At 70.8% G+C, this 19419-nt stretch carries 15 protein-coding genes; 7 read left to right on the forward strand and 8 right to left on the reverse strand.

The window, feature by feature from the left end:
* The first annotated feature begins 83 nt into the window (after positions 1-83).
* The 3 genes from murA (at position 84) to ABZX22_RS39460 (ending at position 4054) form a co-directional block, all read left to right on the forward strand.
* On the forward strand, positions 84-1352 hold the full coding sequence (gene murA, locus ABZX22_RS39450; protein ID WP_354920361.1) for a UDP-N-acetylglucosamine 1-carboxyvinyltransferase: 1269 nt from the start codon (positions 84-86) through the stop codon (positions 1350-1352).
* A 164-nt stretch (positions 1353-1516) separates the two neighbouring features.
* Positions 1517-2806, forward strand: coding sequence for a transcriptional regulator (locus ABZX22_RS39455; protein ID WP_354920364.1), 1290 nt, complete (start codon positions 1517-1519; stop codon positions 2804-2806).
* 279 nt (positions 2807-3085) lie between these two features.
* Positions 3086-4054 carry an EamA family transporter gene (locus tag ABZX22_RS39460; protein WP_354920367.1) on the forward strand — a complete coding sequence of 323 codons (969 nt, stop codon included), beginning with the start codon at positions 3086-3088 and terminating at the stop codon, positions 4052-4054.
* Between the two features lie 114 nt (positions 4055-4168).
* On the opposite strand, the gene hisC is transcribed toward ABZX22_RS39460, so the two are convergent.
* From hisC to ABZX22_RS39490, 6 genes are all read right to left on the reverse strand, one after another.
* Complete coding sequence (hisC, locus tag ABZX22_RS39465) at positions 4169-5236, reverse strand: histidinol-phosphate transaminase (RefSeq protein ID WP_354920370.1); 1068 nt, start codon at positions 5234-5236, stop codon at positions 4169-4171.
* Positions 5237-5299: 63 nt separating this feature from the next.
* Positions 5300-5965, reverse strand: a complete 666-nt coding sequence (locus ABZX22_RS39470) for an NUDIX domain-containing protein (RefSeq protein WP_354920373.1) — start codon at positions 5963-5965, stop codon at positions 5300-5302.
* A gap of 10 nt (positions 5966-5975) precedes the next feature.
* Complete coding sequence (locus tag ABZX22_RS39475) at positions 5976-7748, reverse strand: DUF4434 domain-containing protein (RefSeq protein ID WP_354920376.1); 1773 nt, start codon at positions 7746-7748, stop codon at positions 5976-5978.
* Positions 7749-7790: 42 nt separating this feature from the next.
* Entirely contained in the window at positions 7791-8879 is a 1089-nt protein-coding gene (locus ABZX22_RS39480; RefSeq protein WP_354920379.1) for a glycosyltransferase, read from the reverse strand.
* Between the two features lie 19 nt (positions 8880-8898).
* The gene (locus tag ABZX22_RS39485) at positions 8899-10161 is read right to left on the reverse strand and encodes a nucleotide sugar dehydrogenase (protein ID WP_354920382.1); all 1263 of its coding nucleotides are present in this window, start codon (positions 10159-10161) and stop codon (positions 8899-8901) included.
* 103 nt (positions 10162-10264) lie between these two features.
* Complete coding sequence (locus tag ABZX22_RS39490) at positions 10265-11917, reverse strand: glycosyltransferase family 4 protein (RefSeq protein WP_354920385.1); 1653 nt, start codon at positions 11915-11917, stop codon at positions 10265-10267.
* 56 nt (positions 11918-11973) lie between these two features.
* Here ABZX22_RS39490 and wecB point away from each other — a divergent pair, with 56 nt between their 5' ends.
* The 3 genes from wecB (at position 11974) to ABZX22_RS39505 (ending at position 15997) form a co-directional block, all read left to right on the forward strand.
* Entirely contained in the window at positions 11974-13101 is a 1128-nt protein-coding gene (gene wecB / locus ABZX22_RS39495; protein ID WP_354920387.1) for a UDP-N-acetylglucosamine 2-epimerase (non-hydrolyzing), read from the forward strand.
* A 43-nt stretch (positions 13102-13144) separates the two neighbouring features.
* Positions 13145-15175, forward strand: coding sequence for a glycosyltransferase (locus ABZX22_RS39500; protein ID WP_354920390.1), 2031 nt, complete (start codon positions 13145-13147; stop codon positions 15173-15175).
* Between the two features lie 645 nt (positions 15176-15820).
* Positions 15821-15997, forward strand: a complete 177-nt coding sequence (locus tag ABZX22_RS39505) for a hypothetical protein (RefSeq protein ID WP_354920393.1) — start codon at positions 15821-15823, stop codon at positions 15995-15997.
* On the opposite strand, the gene ABZX22_RS39510 is transcribed toward ABZX22_RS39505, so the two are convergent.
* Complete coding sequence (locus tag ABZX22_RS39510; protein ID WP_354920396.1) at positions 15964-16872, reverse strand: response regulator transcription factor; 909 nt, start codon at positions 16870-16872, stop codon at positions 15964-15966. The two genes, ABZX22_RS39505 and ABZX22_RS39510, sit on opposite strands and share 34 nt — an antisense overlap.
* Positions 16869-18218, reverse strand: a complete 1350-nt coding sequence (locus tag ABZX22_RS39515; RefSeq protein ID WP_354920399.1) for a histidine kinase — start codon at positions 18216-18218, stop codon at positions 16869-16871. Before ABZX22_RS39515 ends, ABZX22_RS39510 begins: the two co-directional genes overlap by 4 nt.
* Before the next feature lie 87 nt (positions 18219-18305).
* Here ABZX22_RS39515 and ABZX22_RS39520 point away from each other — a divergent pair, with 87 nt between their 5' ends.
* On the forward strand, positions 18306-19385 hold the full coding sequence (locus ABZX22_RS39520) for a hypothetical protein (RefSeq protein WP_354920402.1): 1080 nt from the start codon (positions 18306-18308) through the stop codon (positions 19383-19385).
* Positions 19386-19419 lie beyond the last annotated feature (34 nt).

Here is a 19419-nt window from a genome sequence, read left to right on the forward strand (position 1 = left end):
GGTCACGCGTCCACAGCGGCTACTGTGGGCGCGGTCGAATCACTTTTACCCAGATCACTTTTACCGAGGGAGAGCGGAAGCGAATGGTCCGTTACCGCGTGCGCGGTGGCAACGCACTGCGTGGAACCGCGTTCATCCAGGGCGCGAAGAACGCCGTGCTGCCCATGATCGGCGCCGCCCTGCTCGCGGCCGAGGGCCGTACGGTTCTGCGCAACGTCCCGATCATCGAGGACGTGCGCCGGGCGGTCGAGCTCGCCCAGGCCGTCGGCGCGCACGTGGAGCTCCACGAGGCCGAGCGCACGCTGGTCATCGACGCCTCCAAGCTGACCAGCCCGATCCTGCCCGCCGAGATCGCCAGGCGCTTCCGCGGTTCGGTCCTGTTCACGCCCGCGCTGCTGCACCGGCTGGGTGAGGCCGTGGTCGAGGGCGTCGGCGGCTGCAACCTCGGCAGCCGCAACCTCGACTTCCACTACCTCGGCTACAAGCGCCTGGGCGCGATCGTCGACGAGAGCGAGACCGTCATCCACGTCAAGTCCTCCGGGCTGACGGGCGCGACCCTCTACCTCGACACCCCCTCCCACACCGGCACCGAGAACCTCATCATGGCCGCCGCGTTGGCCAGCGGCACGACCGTGATCGAGAACGCCGCGCTCGAGCCGGAGGTGCTCGACGTGATCGACATGCTCACCAAGATGGGCGCGAAGATCAGCGGCGGCGGCACCGGGTTCATCACCGTCGAGGGCGTCAGCGAGCTGCGCGCGGTCGAGCACACCGTGATGCCCGACCGGCTCGACGCGGGCGTGTTCGCCATGGCGGCGGTCATCACCGGTGGCGAGCTCAACCTCGTCGGCACCGGCCTCGACCTCGGCGTGGTCCGCTACAAGCTCGAGCAGATGGGTGTGGAGTTCGCCACCCAGGGCGCCGTGCTCAGCGTCCGCTGCCACCACAGCCCGCTGAAGCCGATCAACGTCATCACCGACACCTACCCCGGCTTCGCCACCGACCTGCAGTCGCCGATGATGACCGTGGCCTGCTTCGCCGACGGCATCAGCTACATCCACGAGCGCATCTTCGACGGCCGGTTCGCGCTGGCCGGCGAGCTCAACAAGATGGGCGCCGACGTCAGGGTCAAGGACAACGCCGCCACCGTCCACGGCCACACGCCGCTCACCGGCACGCGGGTGACGGCCCACGATCTCCGCTCGGGAATCGCGCTCGTTCTGGCCGGGCTCGCCGCCGAAGGCGAGACGGTCATCGAGTCGGGCTATCTGATCGATCGTGGCCATGCGCATCTGGCCGAGCGAATGCGGGCCTTGGGCGCGGATATTATCCGCGAAGTTTCTCCGGCCTGAGCTGCTGAAACTCATTCCAGAGTCGCTTTCTGGAAAATTTGGGCGTGACATTATGGCCCTCGCGAGCGATCGTTCCAAAAGAGAGCACTGCAATGGACGGCAGGATGGGACGAACATTGGTCGAGCGGACCGAAGAGCCTCACCGAGTATCACGCCCGGGCGCCATGACACCGGACCTCACTATCGGTGTGGTCGGACCTCACGATCTGGTCGAGCGCGTGATGCTGATGGGTCATGCCGCGGCACCCCTTCCCTGCCGCCTCGTGGCCGCCGCCTACCGCGACGAGCAGGAGGCGGCGGACAAGGTCACCAGGCTTGGACCGGGGGTGGACGCGTGTCTGTTCGCCAGCCCGGTTCCCTATGACCTGGCAAGGCGGTCAGGGGTGCTGACGATGCCCGCGACGTATGTCCAGCTCGGCGGCGCCGCGCTGGTCGCCGCGCTGGCGAAGGCGGCGATCGACCCGCGGCTCGACCCGCAACGGGTGAGCATCGACGTGGTGTCACGCGCCGACGTCGAGGAGGCCTACACCGATCTGGGCATCCCGGCGACGGACGTGCACAGCCGCGACGAGCCGGGCGCCACCGGCACGATCGCGGCCTACCACGAACGGCTGGCCCGGCAGGGCGCGACGACGGGAGCGCTGACATGCCTTCCCGCGGTCGCGGACCGGCTGCACACCGCGGGCGTGCCCGTGATCAGGATCAGACCCACATCGGCGGCCGTGCGGTCCGCGCTGCATACCGCGGCGCTGCTCGGCGCCCACCACAGATTGGAGGAGTCACAACTCACCGTCGTACTCGTCGAAGTACCGACACTGCGGGAGCCCGTGCGCCGCGCGGCGCCCCGCTACTGGCGCGACGAACTGCGCCTGTCACTGCACCGCCTACTGGTCCAGGAGGCCAACAGGATCAACGCCACCGTCTGGCCCATCGACGACCACAGCTACCTGATCATCGCCACCCGTGGCTCGATCGCGTCCGCGACCGACGGCTTCCGGGTGCTGCCGTTCGCCGCCAGGGTGCGCGACGAACTCGGCCTGGCGGTCGAGGTGGGCGTGGGCATGGGCCGTACGACACATGACGCGGAATCCCACGCCCGTGCGGCGCTCGCGCGTTCGCAGGCGGGCAAGCAGGCACAGGGGTTCGCGGTCGATCGCGAGGGGAGAGCACTGATCCCCGCGCCGAGGATGCCCCCTCAGGGCTCGACGCCGCTCAAGCCGAAAGGCGTCGAGGTGCTCGCCAGGCTTGCGGCGAAACTGGAGGGGGGCGACACCGTGGTGGACGCCGAAGGGGCGGGGAAGATGCTCGGAGTCACTCCGCGCACCGCTCGGCGGTTGCTGCGCACGCTGGTTGACGAGGGACTCGCGTGGCCGCTTCCGCCGAACCGCACGCCCCAGCCGGGCCGTCCGCGCCAGCTGTACCGGTTGATCGTGGAGAAGCTCGGCCCGCGCTGACGTCACCACCAGTCCGGTCCGCCGCCCCCCTTCCCCTTCTCGGGGCGGCGGACCCCTACCTTTTTCTGGGTTTCGTACGGCACGCCCGGCCCCGCGCCACCCCTGGCACGGGGCCGGCGTCTGTCCAAGGGATACGCGTCACCGGGAGTGCGGGGCCGGGGTTTCCAACGGCGCATCCCCCGGGCTTGCGTGGGCGGCGCTGATCGCCTGGTCCGGCGGTCGTCCCCCCGGTGGGGGTGCCGTACACCGTCACATGGCCACTCGTTATTGTCAGTAGCTATGACACAGAACACCACTGACAAGCGGCTGCTCATCTGGGTGGCCCTGGGCATCGTCTACGTGGTGTGGGGGTCTACCTACCTCGGCATCGCCGTCGCCGTCGAGACCATCCCGCCCATGCTCAGCGGGGCCATGCGGTTCATCACGGCGGGCATCCTGCTGGGCGGGTTCCTGCTGGCCAAGAACGGGACCGCGGCGTTCAGGATGACCCGCAGGGAGTTGGCCGGCGCGGCGCTGGCGGGGCTGCTGCTGCTGACACTCGGCAACGGCCTGCTCGCCGTCGCCGAGCAGCACATCTCCACCGGCCTGGCGGCGCTGCTCGTGGCCTCCGTGCCGCTGTGGCTGGTGATGTTCCGGTTCCTGGTCAGGGACCGGCCCCAGGTGCTCACCCTGGCGGGCGTGCTGATCGGCCTCGTCGGCGTGGCGGCGCTGTCGCTCACCGGCGGGCACGGGGCGAACTCGACGACCGGCACCATCATCGTGCTGATCGGATCGCTGTCGTGGGCGGTGGGGTCGTTCCTGTCGAGCCGCATCTCGATGCCGGCCAACCCGTTCGCCGCCAGCACGGTCGAGATGATCGTCGGCGGCCTCGGACTCGCGGTGCTCGGCACCGGGCTCGGTGAGCGGATGGACCTGGCGGCGATCTCCGGCCGGTCGTGGGTGGGGCTGGCGTACCTGATCCTGGTGGGGTCGCTGGTCGGGTTCACCTCGTTCGTCTGGCTGCTGGGGAACGCGCCCATCTCGCTGGTGGCGACCTACGCGTACGTCAATCCCGCGGTGGCCGTCGCGCTCGGCGCGCTGGTGCTCAGCGAGCCGGTGACGCCGCGGATCCTCGGCGGCGGTCTCGTCATCCTGATCGGCGTCGCGCTGGTGATCTCAACCGAGCGGAAGCGACCCCAGAGCGTCGGCGAACGCGTCGACGATGGCGGCGACGTCCGCCTCGGCGTGAGCGGTGGCCAGGAACCATAGGCCGCGCGGCACCAGACCCTCCATGAGCTGCCTGCCACGCGGCACGAGACCCTCCGCCTGGAGTGACCACGCGAACCCGGGCCGCCTCCCGGCGGGACGGCCCGGACGGTCCCGTCAGGACTGGCGGAAGTCGGCCGCCGCCCGCAGGAAGGCGTCGTTGGCCTCGGGGCTGCCGATCGACACGCGCGCCCCCTCACCGGGGAACGGCCGCACCGCCACACCCTCGACCGCGCACGCCGCCGCGAAGTCCGTCGTGCGCTCGCCGAGCCGCAGCCACACGAAGTTGGCCTCCGTCGGCGGCACCGTCCAGCCCTGCGCGACGAGCGCCTCGCGGACCCTGGTGCGCTCCTTGACCACGAAGTCGACCCGGTCCAGCAGTTCCTTCTCGGCCTGCGTCTCCAGCGAGGCGACGGCGGCCAGCTGCGCCAGGTGGTTGACCGCGAACGGGACGATCGTCTTGCGGACGGCCGCGGCCACGGGCTCGTGCCCGATCAGGTAGCCCACGCGCAGCCCCGCCAGGCCGTACGCCTTGGAGAAGGTGCGCAGGACGCACACGTTGGGCCGGTCGCGGTAGAGGGTGAGCCCGTCGGGGACGTCGGCGTCGCGGACGTACTCACGGTAGGCCTCGTCCAGCACCACCAGCACGTCGGCGGGGACCTTGTCGAGGAACGCCTCGAGCTCGGCGCGCCGGATGGAGGTGCCGGTCGGGTTGTTCGGGTTGCAGACGAAGATCATGGAGGTGCGGTCGGTGACGGCCGCCGCCATGGCGTCCAGGTCGTGGTCCTCGCCGGCCAGCGGCACCCGGACGGAGGTCACCCCGGCCAGGTCCGCCAGCAGCGGGTACGCCTCGAAGGAGCGCCAGGCGTAGATCACCTCGACGCCCGGCTCCCCGAACGTCTCGAACAGCTGCTGGGCCACGGTGACCGAGCCCGCGCCGAGCGCCACGTGCTCGGCCGGCACCCCGTACCTGGCGGCGATCATCTCGGTGAGCTTGACCGCGCCAGGATCGGGGTAGCGGTTGATCTGCCTCGCGCCCTCGGCGATCGCCTCGACGACCGACGGCAGCGGATCGTAGGGCGACTCGTTGGAGGAGAGCTTGTACGACCTGCCGTCGGCGCTCACCACGGCCCTGCCCGCCTTGTACGGGGGCATAGTGTCAAGAATCGCACGGAATCGAGGCATGGCCTCATGTTAGTCGGCGGGAACGGCAGGCTTCTCGCTGGTCCGTCTCCGTACGGCAGGCCGCTACTCCTTGAGCGAGCGCAGCATCGGCGGGTGGAGCAGCTCGGCCGGCCCGCGGCGGTAGAGCTTGGCGGGACGGCCGCCGTCGCGGGTGGTGGTCCCACCCGTCTCGACGAGGAACCCCTCGGCCTTGGTCACCTTGCGGTGGAAGTTGCGCGGGTCGAGCGGGCGCCCCCAGACGATCTCGTAGACGCGCCGCAGGTCGGCCACCGTGAACTCGGGCGGGCAGAAGGCCGCGCCGAGCGAGGTGTACTCCAGCTTGGCGCGCGCCCGCTCGATGCCGTCGAGCATGATGCGCCGGTGGTCGAAGGCCATGACGTTCAGCTCGGAGACGGGCACCCACGCCATGTGCGCCTTCTCCGAGGCGGGCAGGTCGGGAGCCAGCCCCAGGTAGGCCACGGACAGGACGCGCTGGCGCGGGTCGCGGTCGGGGTAGCCGTAGGTCTGCAGCTGCTCCAGGTGGACGGGCGCGCCGGGCAGGCCCGCGCGTTCGGCCAGGATGCGGCGGGCGGCGTCGGGCAGGTCCTCGTCGAGTTGGATGAAGCCGCCGGACAGCGACCATCGGCGCAGGAACGGCGGGTTGTCACGGCGCCACAGCAGAGCCGAGAGCGCCTGACAACGGACAGTGAGGACGACGAGGTCCACGCTGACCGGAACGGTGGGGACCATGCCAGGCACGTTACACGCTGACGCGCACGTGCAACGGCTCGGTGGCCTCCAGGCCCGCCGGTGAGCGCACCCCGACCTTGACCCAGACGCCGAGGGGCACCTGCGACCAGTCGAAGGGCACCCAGGCGACCACGATGCGGTCGGCCATGGCCTCGTTGGGCGCGTCGGTCGCGGAGATCAGCAGCTCGGCCGACCCGCCCGGCCAGGTCATCGTGATGGTGCCGCCCGGCTCCAGGTTGTAGCCGCGGACCTCGATGCCGTCCTCCTCGTTCGGCGAGGTCCTGACCGCGTCGACCGCGATGGGCCGCCGGTGGTCGGCCGTGACCTGCTCCTTGAGCGGGGAGTCGCCGCAGGTGAAGAAGTCGCTCCACATGTAGGAGACGACCTTCTGCACGTACCTGCCGGTCATCGCGACCGCCGCGTCGAGGCGCTTCTTGTCGGTCGCGCCGCGGGTGCCCTGCGGCTGGCACGGGGTGACGGCCGAGGGCTCGAACGACTCGACGTTCGCCCACAGGTCGACCTCGAAGCCCTCCTCGACGAGTTGCTCGCGGGCGAGGGCCATCTCACGGTAGTAGTCGCGGGTCGAGCCGTGGTAGGCGGTGTCGTAGGTGGTCTCGCCGACGACCGGGCGCAGGCGCGGGTCGACCTCGTCGTACCGCTGGTCGGGCCAGAACAGGCCGACCTTGCCGGTGCCCCTGCTGTCCTGGGGGGCGATGATGCCGACGCCCGACTTGGCCAGCGCCTTGAAGCCCTCGGCGACCTGCTTCGGGGTCTGGCCGAACCCCACCCGCTTGCGGGCGTCCATGTAGGGACTGACCAGGATCGGCTTGCCGGGCAGCTCCTGCTCGATGATGACGTGCTGCTCGGAGTAGACCTGCAGGGTCGGGTTGGTGGCCATGGTGGCGCCCATCTGCAGCTCGAAGGGCTGGTAGAAGCCGCCGAGCGAGGCCCTGTCCTTGAAGCGGTCGCCGTAGTCCTGCAGGATCCTGCGGGTCAGCGTGACGAGCACGGGCATGTGCTTCTGGCTGGCCCTGGTCGCCACGTCCGAGTCGCGCGGCGCCATCGGCAGCGAGGGGAAGACCTGGATGCCGAACGTCTCGCCGAGGTCGAGCAGCTCCTCGAGGCTGTCCTTCTTCGCGCCGGCGATCAGGATCAGGTCGTAGGAGCGTCCCGTCTTGCTGAAGTCGCAGGTGGCGTCGTCGGAGCCGTCGGGCGCGGCGATGAGCCGGTAGTAGACGCGCTTGTGGCTCTCGATGGCGCGTTCCATCTGGGGGCAGCGGAACAGGCCCGGGCCGAACGCCTCGTCGGTCCGGTACACGAAGGTGCGGCCGATCCTGTTATCCGGGTTGGCCCGCCTGAGGTCGTCCTCCGCCTCGGTCCAGCACCCCTCGCAGTCGGTGTAGCGCGGGTCGACCTCGCCGTCCCTGGTCAGGATCTGGCCGTCCCTGACCGGCCGGTACTGCAGGCCGTACCCGATCCTGATGACGGTGTCGCCGCCGGCGGCGTGGATCTCCTCCATCTGGTGCCGCCACGTGCACGGGTTGCTCGACGGGGTGATCCAGTAGCCGGTGATCGCGTACGGCTTGACGTCCTGCAGGTCGAAGGTGCCGCAGGAGTCCCTGAACTGCTTGGCGGTCGGCTGCGGCAACGCCTTCTTCGACGCGGAGGGGGCGGCCGAGGTCCGGGTGCCGCCCGCGGTCGGCTCCTTAGCGGGAAGGACCATGACCACCGCCGCGATGGCGGCCAGGATCGCGGCACCCAGAAGCACAGTGAGCCAGCGCACGTTCAGGAACCTACCGCCCTCGTGATCAGCAGGGGATAAACGCTACTTCTTGACGCCGGCCCAGGACTCCAGCTGGGCGACGAACCTGCGTGCCGAGTTCGGCCAGTGGTGGTTGGCGCGGGCCGCGGCGTAACCGCGGGCCCCCATCGCGTGCCGTTCGCGCTGGTCGTCCCTGAGTGACAGGACGGCCTGCGCCACGGCCTTGGGGTCCTCCCACGGCACGACCACGCCGCTGGAGTACCGCTCGACCAGCTCCACCGCGCGCGGCGAGGGAGTCGTTATCACGGGGATCCCGTGCGCCATGTACTCCACGATCTTCGTGGGCATGGAGTGGCGGTAGTTGGGCTCGTCGTGCAGGAGCGACAGCCCGGCCAGCGCGCCGTCGAGCCGCTTCAGCGCCTCGTCGTTCGGCATGAAGTCACGCCACTCCAGCACGCCGTCGGCCACCGCCTGGTTGAGCGCGGGCCGCGACTGCGGGTCGGCGTAGCCGATCAGTTCGACCGCCACCTTGTACGGCTGCAGCAGGCGGCCGACCTCGATCGCCTCCTGGACGCCGCGCGCCCTGGACAGCCAGCCGAGGTAGACGACCCTGTCGTCGCCGGGCGGCGTCACGTCGTCGGGCACCCACGTCTCGTTGGGGACGATGAGGTGGGCGTGCTTGAACCTGCCCGCGTAGGCGGTCTCCGCCAGCAGCAGGTGCAGTCCCCGCTCGGCGGTGCCCTCCAGCAGGCGGGCCAGGAAGCGCACCGGCGGACGCAGGAACGACGGCAGCCAGGGCTTCAGCGACAGCGTGGCCGGGGTGTCCTCGTGCACGTCCCAGACCACGGGCGGCCTGCGGCGCATGCCCCAGACCGAGAACAGCAGCTCGGGGTCGTGGATGAGGACGAGGTCGACCTTGTCACGCAGGCGCTTGAACGCCCTTCGCGCCTCCCACACCGCCCGGACGCGCTTGCGCTGGGCCGCCCTGGGCAGGTCGATGGCGTTCACCCACGGCCTGGCGACCACGCCGTGGGCGGAGAAGGACGCCGCGTACGTGACCTCATGACCGGCATCCACGAGAGCGCGGATCTGCCGGTGCAGGATCCGGGCGTCCTCGGGGTTATGCACCACCGTCATGACGAGCACGTGCACTGCGCGCAGCCCCCTGTCGCTACAGCCGCTCGACGCGTTCACCCTCGGCGAGCACGCCGCGGGTGTCCAGCACGAGCTTGGCGTTCTCCTCGACCATGTCGAGGTCGAAAGCGGCGTGCTGCTGCAGCAGCAGCGTCACGTCCGCATTCACGACGGCCTCGGCCAGGTCCTCCTCACGCGGCACCGCGGTGCCGTCAACCGACCACTCCTTGACGTACGGGTCCACGAACGTGAGCTCCGCGCCCAGCTCCAGCAGCGCCCGGGCGACGGGCAGGGCGGGGGTCTCGCGCTCGTCGGCGATGTCCGGCTTGTAGGTGACGCCGAGCAGCACGACCTTGGCGCCGTTCACGGCCTTGCGGTGCCGGTTGAGCAGGCGCTGGACGCGGTTGACCACGTACGCGGGCATCCGCTCGTTGATCTCCTGCGCCAGCTCGACGAACCGGAACGGGTAGCCGAGCTTGCGGACCGTGTACGACAGGTAGCCGGGGTCCACGGGGATGCAGTGCCCGCCGACGCCGGGTCCGGGAAGGAACTTCTGGAAGCCGAACGGCTTGGTCGCCGCGGCCTCGATCGCCTCCCACAGGTCGACGCCGAGCTCGTCGCAGAAGATCGCCATCTCGTTGACGAGGGCGATGTTGACGTGCCGGTAGGTGTTCTCCAGCAGCTTGGCCATCTCGGCCTCACGGGTGCCGCTGACCGGCACGATCTGCTCGATGAACTGGCCGTAGAAGGCGGTGGCCCGGTCACGGCAGGTGTCGGTGTAGCCGCCGACGACCTTGGGGGTGTTGCGCAGGCCGTACTTGGGGTTGCCGGGGTCGATGCGCTCGGGAGAGAAGGCGAGCTGGAAGTCGACGCCGGCGACGAGGCCCGAGGTCTCGAGCAGCGGCCTGGCCACGCCGTCGGTGGTGCCGGGGTAGGTCGTGGACTCCAGGACGACGAGGGTGCCGCGGCTGAGGTTGCGCGCGACCGCCTTGGTCGCGCCCTCGACCGCCGACAGGTCGGGACGGTGGTCCTCGTCCAGCGGCGTGGGAACGCAGATGACGATCGTGTCGCTGGCTGCCAGCACCGACTCGTCGAGCGTGGCGCTGAAGCCGTTGGCCAGCATGTGCTCGAGGTCGGCGTCGGTCAGGTCGTCGATGTAGGACTGACCGGCGTTGAGCGCGTCGACCTTGCGGGGGTCGACGTCCACGCCGACGACCCGCAGGCCTGCCGCCACGGCCTCCTTGGCCAGCGGCATGCCGACGTAACCCAGGCCGATGACTGCCAGGTCGAAATCCGTCACGACATCGCCTTAGAACACTTCATGGTGGCAAAGGTTATCTCAAGTCCACCTAGCTCACGCCTAATGCGACTGAACCCGTCAGAACCGACAGCGAACTTGTAGGTCATCGTTCTTCAAGCGTTCGGTAAAGGTCACGATAAGTCTCGGCAACGCGGCTCCATGTCCGCTTTGCTGCCACTTCAGCCTTTCCAGCCTCACCCATCTCAGCTCGCCTGGCCGGGTCCTGTCGCAGGTCGGACAGCGCCTTGGCGAGCGCCTCCGGGTCGCCGGGCGGGACCAGCAGACCCGCGCCCTCGGAGCCGACGAGCTCGGACAGCGCGGGCAGATCGCTCAGCACGACGGGCTTGCCGAGCGCCATCGCCTCGACGGGTTTCAATGGCGTAACGAGCCGGCACACCCTCAGGTCCTCGCGGGGGCAGACGAAGATGTCGATCGCCGCCTGCGCCTGCAGCGCCTCCTCGGGGCCCACCCGGCCCGGCAGGATGGCGTTGTCGAGGCCGAGCTCCTCCACGAGCGCGAGCAGGTTGTCCCGCTCGGTGCCGTCGCCGACGATGAGGACCCTGACGTCCTTCCTGAGCAGCGCGCCCGCCCGCAGCAGGGTCGCGAAACCCTCGTAGGCCACGATGCTGGAGACCGAGCCGACCACGATCTCGTCGTCGCCGATGCCCATCGACCGGCGGAAGGCCGCGCCGTCGTAGTCGGCCGTCAGCAGCGAGTCGTCCACCGCGTTGGGCGCCAGACGGATCTTCTCGCGCGGCACGCCGCGCTCCACGATCTCCTGCGCCATGGTCTCGGCCAGCGTGACCACCGCGTCCGCCTCGCGCATCAGGAACGCCTCACGCTCGCGCTGGAGGACGTGCCGCTCGCTGCCGATGCGGATCGGGTCGCGCGAGGCCCAGGTCTCCTCCAGGAAGCCGCGCACCTCGTAGACGAACGGCGTGCCCGTCCGCTCACGGACCGCGTACGCCATCGACCCGTTGCGGTGGTCGGTGGCCGCGTGCAGCACCTGCGGCCGCAGCGTGGCGACCAGCTCGGTGACGCGCTCGGCGCCCAGGATGATGCGTCCCCGCGTCTCGAACGGCATCTCCTGCCGCCCGTCCGGCAGCAGCCGGTGGTACGGGATGCCGTCGAGCTCCTCGAACGGCGCGGCGTCCGCGTGCCCCTGCAGCATCGGCCAGCCCCAGCTGGTCACGACGTGCGGGTCGAGGCCCTTCGCCTTCTGCGCGGTCACGATCCGGTGCGTGCGCACCGTGTAACCCGCCTGCGTGTACGGCAGGGCGTTGGTGACCATGTGCAGCACCCGGCCGGCCACGCGCTCGGTGATCGCCACCTTGGGACGCGGCGGGATCGGGTCAGGGCTGATCGCGGCCAGCTCGCCCCGGTAGTAGGCGGCCCTGCGCTTCACGAAGGGGTACTTGGCGTGCGGCTCGAGGACCTCGGCCGCCTCGGTGACGCGTCCGGCGTCCCAGTGCGCCTTGGCCTCGTTCCACGGCGCCTTCACCACGCGCATGCCGACCTTGCGGACGGCACGCCGTACCTTGCGGGCGGCCGGCCAGGCGACCCGGCCCACGACGGGGCGCAGCCTCGGCGGGAGCGCGTCGGCGGCGGCTTGGGCGACCCGGACGGGGTCGGATTTCACCTTCGCGACGACGACGCGGGAAACGATGACCGGATGCTGGATGAAGCCCTTGAGAAGTCCACCGACTCCGGCCCTGGCCGACTTGGCGGAAACCTTTGGTCTGGCGTCGGATACCACGCGGTGACCGTACCATAGGCAACGTTTTTCCCCTTCCGCTATGAAAGGCGAGGTAGATGAGGGAGAACCCCCTGGTCCTCCATGTCCTCGGCGCCCGTCCCAACTTCGTGAAGGCCGCCCCCGTGGTCCGCGGACTCGACGAGCTGGGCGTGCGGCAGGGCATCATCCACACCGGTCAGCACTACGACGCGCTGATGTCGGACGTCTTCTTCGCCGACCTCGGACTCCCCGCACCCGTCGCGAACCTCGGAGTCGGATCGGGAACGCACGCCAAGCAGACCGCGGCCCTCCTCGTCGGCCTCGAGGAGGTCTTCCTGGCGCAGGAGCCCGACCTCGTGATCGTCTACGGGGACGTCAACTCCACGCTGGCCGCCATCCTCGTCTGCGCCAAGCTCGGCGTCGCCACCGCCCACGTCGAGGCGGGCCTGCGCTCCTTCGACCGCGGGATGCCCGAGGAGGTCAACAGGATCGTCACCGACTCGCTGTCGGACCTGCTGTTCGCCACCTCGCCCGAAGCGCTGTCGTACCTGGCCGCCGAGGGCGTGCCCGCCGCCAGGACGCATCTGGTCGGCAACCCGATGATCGACAGCCTCTTCGCCGCGCTCCCCTCGCTCGACCCCGCGCCTGTCGTCGAACGGCTCGGCATACCTTCTCGTTATGCCGTGGCCACGCTGCACCGCCCGGCGAACGTGGACACGCCCGAGGCCGCCCGCGAGCTCGTCTCCGCCGTCCTCGAGGTCGCCGCGCAGGTCCCGCTGGTCGTGCCGATGCACCCGCGCGGGCGCGCCCAGCTCGCCGCGGTCGGCCTGGTCGACGGGCCCGACGTCAAGGTCGTCGACCCGCTCGGGTACGTCGACTTCCTCTCGCTCGTGCGGGGCGCCGCGCTGGTCGTGACCGACTCGGGCGGCGTGCAGGAAGAGACCACGATGCTCGGCGTGCCGTGCCTCACCGTCAGGCCCAACACCGAGCGGCCGATCACCGTCACCCACGGCACCAACAGGCTCGTCACCCCCGCGGCGCTGGCCGCCGCCGCGTCCAAGGCGCTGTCCGACGGGGCCACGACCCCGGCCGGGGAACTGCCCGTGCTGTGGGACGGCGCCGCGGGGCCGAGGATCGCGCGGGTCATCGCGTCGTGGCTGAAGGGGGAGAACCTCTCGCCGGCCTCACGAAACGGGCGGCAGTAGCCGTACCATGACAGACCTCCTTTGACTTAGTGAGGACGAGCGGATGTCTTCAGAAGAGCCGACCTTCCAGCGACTCGGGCCGATCAACTGGCTCCCTGAGGAGCGCAAGCTCGTCGAGAGGTACGAAGAGGAGATCAAGGAGCTGCGGCGGCGGCTGGAGATCGCCGAGGCCCGCGCCGAGTACGCCACCTGGAAGCTGCAGGCCACGCAGACCAAGCGCGCGTTCAAGCTGGGCGAGGCGCTGACGTCCAAGAAGCCGGGCAAGGTCGTGGCGGCGGTGCGCTCGACCGAGAAGGCGCCCGCCGCGCCGACGCCGGTCTCGACGGTCACCGAGGCGGCGGGCAACCGCCCGCCGCTGGTCGAGGTGCCGACGGTCAAGTGGCCCACCGGGCCGATCAACCGGCCCGACCTGAAGGTCGCCGTCATCCTGGACGACTTCTCCAGGATGGCCTTCCGCTACGAGTGGGACCAGATCGAGTTCGGCCTGCGCGACTGGCCGGAGATCTTCGCCGAGAAGCGGCCCGACCTGCTGTTCTGCGAGTCGGCCTGGCACGGCAACCAGGGCCGCTGGCGTTACCAGATGACCGGCACCAACGCGCCCAAGCAGGAGCTGCGGGACCTGGTCGCGTGGTGCCGCGCCGAGGGCATCCCCACGGTCTTCTGGAACAAGGAGGACCCGCCCAACTTCGACTTCTTCATCGACACGGCGAAGCTGTTCGACTACGTGTTCACCTGCGACGGCGACATGATCCCGAAATATCGTGAAGTTCTGGGACATGACCGGGTGGACGTCCTGCAGTTCGCCGCCCAGCCCCGCGTGCACAACCCCATCCAGCAGAAGCAGGGACGCCTGCACGACGTGGTCTTCGCGGGCATGTACTTCCGCGACAAGCACCCCGAGCGCCGCGAGCAGATGGAGACCGTGATCGACCCGATCAGGGAGCTCGGCCTGCACATCTTCGCGCGCAACGGCTCCGTCGACGACAAGTACGCCTGGCCCGAGAAGTACCGGCCGCACATCGTGGGCGAGCTCCCCTACGACCAGATGCTCGCGGCCTACCGGATGTACAAGGTCTTCCTCAACGTCAACTCGGTACTCGAGTCGCCCACCATGTGCGCGCGCCGCGTCTTCGAACTGTCAGCGTGCGCCACCCCCGTCGTCTCCGGCTGGTCCCGCGCCATCGAGGAGACCTTCGGCCCGCTCATCCCCATCGCCCGCGAGCCCATCGAGTCCTTCAACCAGGTGCTCCACCTGATCAACAGCCCCGAGCTGCGCGCCCGCATGGGCCACCTCGCCATGCGCGAGGTCTTCGACAAGCACCTGTTCTCCCACCGCGTCGACCAGATCCTCGGCCTCATGGGCCACCCGGTCGAGTCGCGCTCGCGCGCCATCTCCGTCGTCCTGCCGACCAACCGCGCCGCGCAGATCGAACACGCCATCAGCTCCGTCGCCCGGCAGCGCCACCGGCCGCTCCAGCTCGTCATGGTCCTGCACGGCCTCGACATCGACCCCGTCGTCGTCGCCGACAAGGCCCGCATGGCGGGCATCTCCGACGTCGTCGTCCTGCCCGCCGCCGCCGACATGTCCCTGGGCGCGTGCATGAACCTGGGCATCGCCGCCGCCGACGGCGAGCTCGTCGCCAAGATGGACGACGACAACCTGTACGGCGAGCACTACCTGTCCGACCTGGTGCGGGCCTTCGACTACTCCGACGCCGAACTCGTCGGCAAGGGCGCCCACTACACCTACTTCGAGGGCACCAACACGACCATGCTCCGCCTGCCCGGCCTCGAACACCGCTACACGTGGCTGGTGCAGGGCGGCACGTTCCTCGGCAAGGCCGACATGTTCCGCTCGTACGGCTTCGCCGACATCACCCGCGGCGAGGACACCCACCTGGTGCGGCGGCTGAAGGAGGACAAGGTCAAGATCTACTCGGCCGACCGGTTCAACTTCGTGTACTGGCGCAGCGCCGACTCGGCGATGCACACGTGGCAGGCCGACGACATCAAGCTGAACCGGGTCGCCCAGTTCTCCTTCGTGGGCCACCCGGAATCCCACGTCATGCTCTGACCCGCACGAGCGCCCGACGGCAGGGGCCGCCACGTCGGGAGACGCCCACGCCGTCGACCTCGGCCGCTCCACGCGGCCGACGCACGTCCGGGGACGTCACACTACGGCGTACGGCGTCGGCGCGGACGCGGGCCGTACGGCTCGGCGTGGGCGTGGGCTGTACGGCTCGGCGCGGACGCGGGCCGTACGGCTCGGCGCGGACGCGGGCCGTACGGCTCGGCGCGGACGCGGGCCGTACGGCTCGGCGCGGACGCGGGCCGTACGCGTGACGTCGCATCAGCGGGTGGTAGAGGGGCCCCGTCGCCGAGCGAGCCCCTCCAGCACGATCGGTCAGCGCTCGTCCGGCGGCCTGAACAGGACTCGTTCTTCCACGTAGCAATCGCAGTTGCCGCAGCCTGGGACCACGTCGATCTCCCCTCACCCGTCTTCCTCGACCGTACGACAGGCGGCCGTCTCCCGGGCTGACCGCGAGGGTCAGACTCGCGTTCTCACCCTCGCGTCGATCGGCAGGACGGTGCGTGGGGCCGGCCGACCGTGGCAGCACCGTCAACGGGACGCCGCTGGTGCTGTGGGACTGCCACCTCGATCTCACGCTCGTCCGGGTGACTCCCGGGCGGGCCCTGGGAGGACCTGCTGAAACGGCGCGTGCGCATGGGGGTGAGCTTCTACGTCGCCCCGAAGGGCGCGGGCCCCAGCATGATCGGGCTGGCCGGGGCGACGGCGGAGGGAGAACCGCTCCTGACCAGGTGCATGGCGCCGGCGCCCGACTCACCGGTGATCAAGGGCGGCTACACCCTGGAGGAGAAGGGGCCGCTCGGCTGATCCCACGCCTCGGCGCCCGCGAAGACGAGACCGAGCTCGTAGGCGAGAACCGCCGCCTGGGTGCGGTCGCGGGCGCCGAGCTTGTCCAGGACGTTGCGGACGTGCGTCTTGACCGTCTCCTTCGACACGTACAGCGCGGCCGCGATCTCGGCGTTGTTCTGGCCGTGGGCGATCTGCCGCAGGACGTCCAGCTCGCGCGGGGTCAGCTCCACCGGCGCCCGCCACGTCGCCCCGGCGCTCCCCGCCGAACCGCGCCACCATCCACGCCCCGGCAGCCGATCGCCCGCACGCCCGCCCAGTCCTGATCGGCGGTTCCCAGCACGCCCGCGCCCCGCCTGGCCGGCCCGGCCCAGGTCGCGTCCCGTCTGACCGGGTGGTCGCAGGTCAGGTCCCGCCGGCTCCTTCACGGTCGAGCCGCTGGTCCCCTGTCCCGGAACGCGTCCGGGTGTACGGGGGCCTGCCGTACCGAGATGGTGGGTGGCGATGCGGCGCAGCGCGTCGGGGAAGAGCACCGCGTCGCGGGAGTGGACCAGCCGGACGGCGTCCACCAGCTCGCTCGCCGGGGCGCGTTTGAGCACGTAGCCGGCCGCGCCGGCGCGCAGGGCACCCCAGACCAGCTGGTCGTTCTCGAACGTCGTGACCACCACGACCCGGGTCGCGGGCGAGCGGCGGGCCAGCTCCTGGGTGGCGGCGAGGCCGTCCATGCGGGGCATGCGGACGTCCATGAGGACGACGTCCGCGCCGAGACCTGCCTCGACGGCCTCGCGACCGTCGGACGCCTCGCCGACGACCGCGATGTCGTCGTGGAGGGAGAGCATCGCGGCCCATCCCGAGCGGATCAGCTTCTCGTCGTCGGCCAGGACGACCCTGATCACAGCGGCAGCGTCGCCTGGATGCGCCACGTGCCGTCCACCTCCTTCTGATGGGTACAGGTGCCGCCGACGAGGCGGGCCCGCATCCGCATGCCGGTCAGGCCGCGCCCGGCCCTGCCGGAGGACCCTGGCACCCCCGGCGCACCTGGTGGATCCGACGCCCTCAGCCCGCCCGACGCACCGGACACCCCCGGCGAACCCACCACGCCAGGCGCGCCCGGCGCACCGGAAACGCCCGAGACGTCCGGGATGACCGCCACTTCCGGGATGACCGCCACGTCAGGGGTGCCCAGCGCGTCAGGGGTGCCCGGTACCTCCGGGATACCCGGCGCGTCCGGGATGCCTGGCATATCCGGGATGCCCGGAGGGGTCGCAGTGCTGCGGGGAGCCGTGGCGGCCGTAGGAGCCGATGTCGCGTTCTCCACGGTCAGCACCAGGGTGTCGGTGACGGCGATGTCGAGGGTGATCGGCCCGTGCCCGTGACGGAGGGCGTTCGTGAGCGCCTCCCTGGTGATCGCGTAGGCCGCACGGGAGGTCGCCCCCGGCACCCGGTCGAGACGATCGACGCTCGCCCGCACGTCCACACCACGGGTGAGCGTGCCGAGCGCGTCCAGCGTGGGCCCCTGCCCGGCGTCGCCGTCGTCGAGCACCCCGAGCAGCACGTCGAGGTCCTGCTGGGCGTCGCGCGCGGTGGCCATCAGGTGCTCGAGCGACCGGCCGGCGGTGGCGACGTCCGTCTGCCTGCGCTGCAGCGACGCCTGGGCGGCCATGGCCTGGACCAGGACGACGCTGAGGGCATGGCCGACCGAGTCGTGCAGTTCCAGGGCGAGGCTCTCGCGCCGGCCGAGCTCCTCGATCGTGCGGGACGGCTCGGCGCGCAGGAGGCGGCGCGCCGCCCACCGCTGGGCGAACCCGGCGGCGACCAGCGCGGCCAGCGTGGCGGCGGCCAGGAGAGGTATCGGGGCCATCGCGCCGGGATTCGCGGTCCAGAGCCCCAGGTCGCCGAGCTTGACCAGCCCGGGTGCCAGCAGCAGGACGCCCGCGCTGAGCGTGGCGCCGCCGTACAGGTGCAGGCTCGTCAAGGCGAGGAGGTAGAGGCGGTCGGCCCGCTCGGGCACTTCGACGCCGAGCAGTTCCGACAGCGCGGCCGCCTCGATGCGCCGCGTCAGCGGCACCGTGGCGAGCAGCACCGAGGCGGGCAGGCACGCCGCCCACAGCGCCAGGACGCGTCCCGGCGTCACCTCGGCCATGATCACTATGCCGAGCGCCACGGCCGCGGGAGTCAGCAGCGCGGCGCCCAGCAACTGGTAGGTGCCCGCTCCGACGGCGCGGGCGATACGGCCTCTCACGTGGAGCGACGCTAGCCGACGCGGCGTGGCGTGGCCTCCCTCGTCAGGGGGAGGTGTGCCGGTGCGGGCGTTCCTAGCGTGAGCGGCATGACGAGAAGGGATCGCATCCTGGGCGCGGCGCTGTCGCTGGCGGTGACCGCTGTCGGGATTCTGTGGTGGACGACTCCGGCGAGCTACCCGTTCGGCGCCGGAGACCGCGTCAAGGTGTCGCTGTCGCACCTCATCGAGCACGGGGTGGCCGGTCCGATGACCGTCGCCGCCGGGCTCGCGGGGCTGGTGACGATCTTCGGGCCGCGGCCGGTGGTGCGAGTGGGGGCGGTCGCGCAGTTGCTCTTCTTCGGCGTGGTGATGTCCGACGCCGGCATCATGTCCCTCTTCGCGTACGGCCTGGCGGTGCTGGGGCCCGTCGCCATGCTCGGCGTCGTGGTCATGGCCGGCCTGCGCGGCAAGCCGTACGGCGTGGCGGGCCTGGCCGCGCTGGCCGCCCTGGTGGTCGCCGACGTGCTCACCGGGGCGGGCGCGCTGACCACGGTGGCGACCTACCTGGGCAACGTCGCCGGAAGTTTCGCCTCCTACGGCGGGCGGCTCGCCTGGACGCTGGCCAACGCCGCCGCGTGGGCGGTGTGGGCGGTGATCGCGGTGAGGTCCTTCCGGCCGGCGGAGCCGCCGCGGTGGACGAGGCCCGAGTCGGTCGCCCGGTGGGGGCGCGTCGTCACGATCGGGGCGGCGCTGTGCCCGCTGCCGTACGCGCTCTACCGGCTGACCTGGCTGACGCCCTGGGCGACCGACTCCGACGTCACCGGGCCGAACATGGACGCGGCCCTCCGGATGCAGGGCCTGCTGCTCGCCTTCGCCGGACTGATCGGCGCCGTGCTGACGCTGGGGCTGATCAGCAGGTGGGGCGAGGTGTTCCCGCGCTGGGTGCCGATCTACCACGGGCGTCCGGTTCCGGTACGGCTGCCCGTCATCGCCGGTGGCCTGATCACGGGGGTCTGCTTCCTGGCCTCGCCGGGCCTCGCGATCGACGCGGTCCTGCGGGGGCAGCCGCTCACGCTGCTGCTGTGGCCGTACCCGCTGTGGGGGGCGCTGCTGGGCGCCGCGGTCCTCGCCTACTGGCTGCGCCGCCGGTCAAGCACCGGCACAGCCCCCGCCCGAGCAGCGGCATAGCCGCCCACCCGGTACGCCCCGGCAACGGCAGGAA

The sequence above is a fragment of the Nonomuraea sp. NPDC003804 genome (assembly GCF_040610675.1).
GTDB lineage: Bacteria > Actinomycetota > Actinomycetes > Streptosporangiales > Streptosporangiaceae > Nonomuraea.

What these genes read in the sequence shown, in the direction of transcription:
- ABZX22_RS39455 (WP_354920364.1), top strand. Translation starts at nt 1,517, where the DNA reads ATGACACCGGACCTCACTATCGGTGTGGTCGGACCTCACGATCTGGTC.
- ABZX22_RS39520 (WP_354920402.1), top strand. Translation starts at nt 18,306, where the DNA reads ATGACGAGAAGGGATCGCATCCTGGGCGCGGCGCTGTCGCTGGCGGTG.
- ABZX22_RS39500 (WP_354920390.1), top strand. Translation starts at nt 13,145, where the DNA reads ATGTCTTCAGAAGAGCCGACCTTCCAGCGACTCGGGCCGATCAACTGG.
- ABZX22_RS39470 (WP_354920373.1), bottom strand. Translation starts at nt 5,965, where the DNA reads ATGGTCCCCACCGTTCCGGTCAGCGTGGACCTCGTCGTCCTCACTGTC.
- ABZX22_RS39460 (WP_354920367.1), top strand. Translation starts at nt 3,086, where the DNA reads ATGACACAGAACACCACTGACAAGCGGCTGCTCATCTGGGTGGCCCTG.
- hisC (WP_354920370.1), bottom strand. Translation starts at nt 5,236, where the DNA reads ATGCCTCGATTCCGTGCGATTCTTGACACTATGCCCCCGTACAAGGCG.
- wecB (WP_354920387.1), top strand. Translation starts at nt 11,974, where the DNA reads ATGAGGGAGAACCCCCTGGTCCTCCATGTCCTCGGCGCCCGTCCCAAC.
- murA (WP_354920361.1), top strand. Translation starts at nt 84, where the DNA reads ATGGTCCGTTACCGCGTGCGCGGTGGCAACGCACTGCGTGGAACCGCG.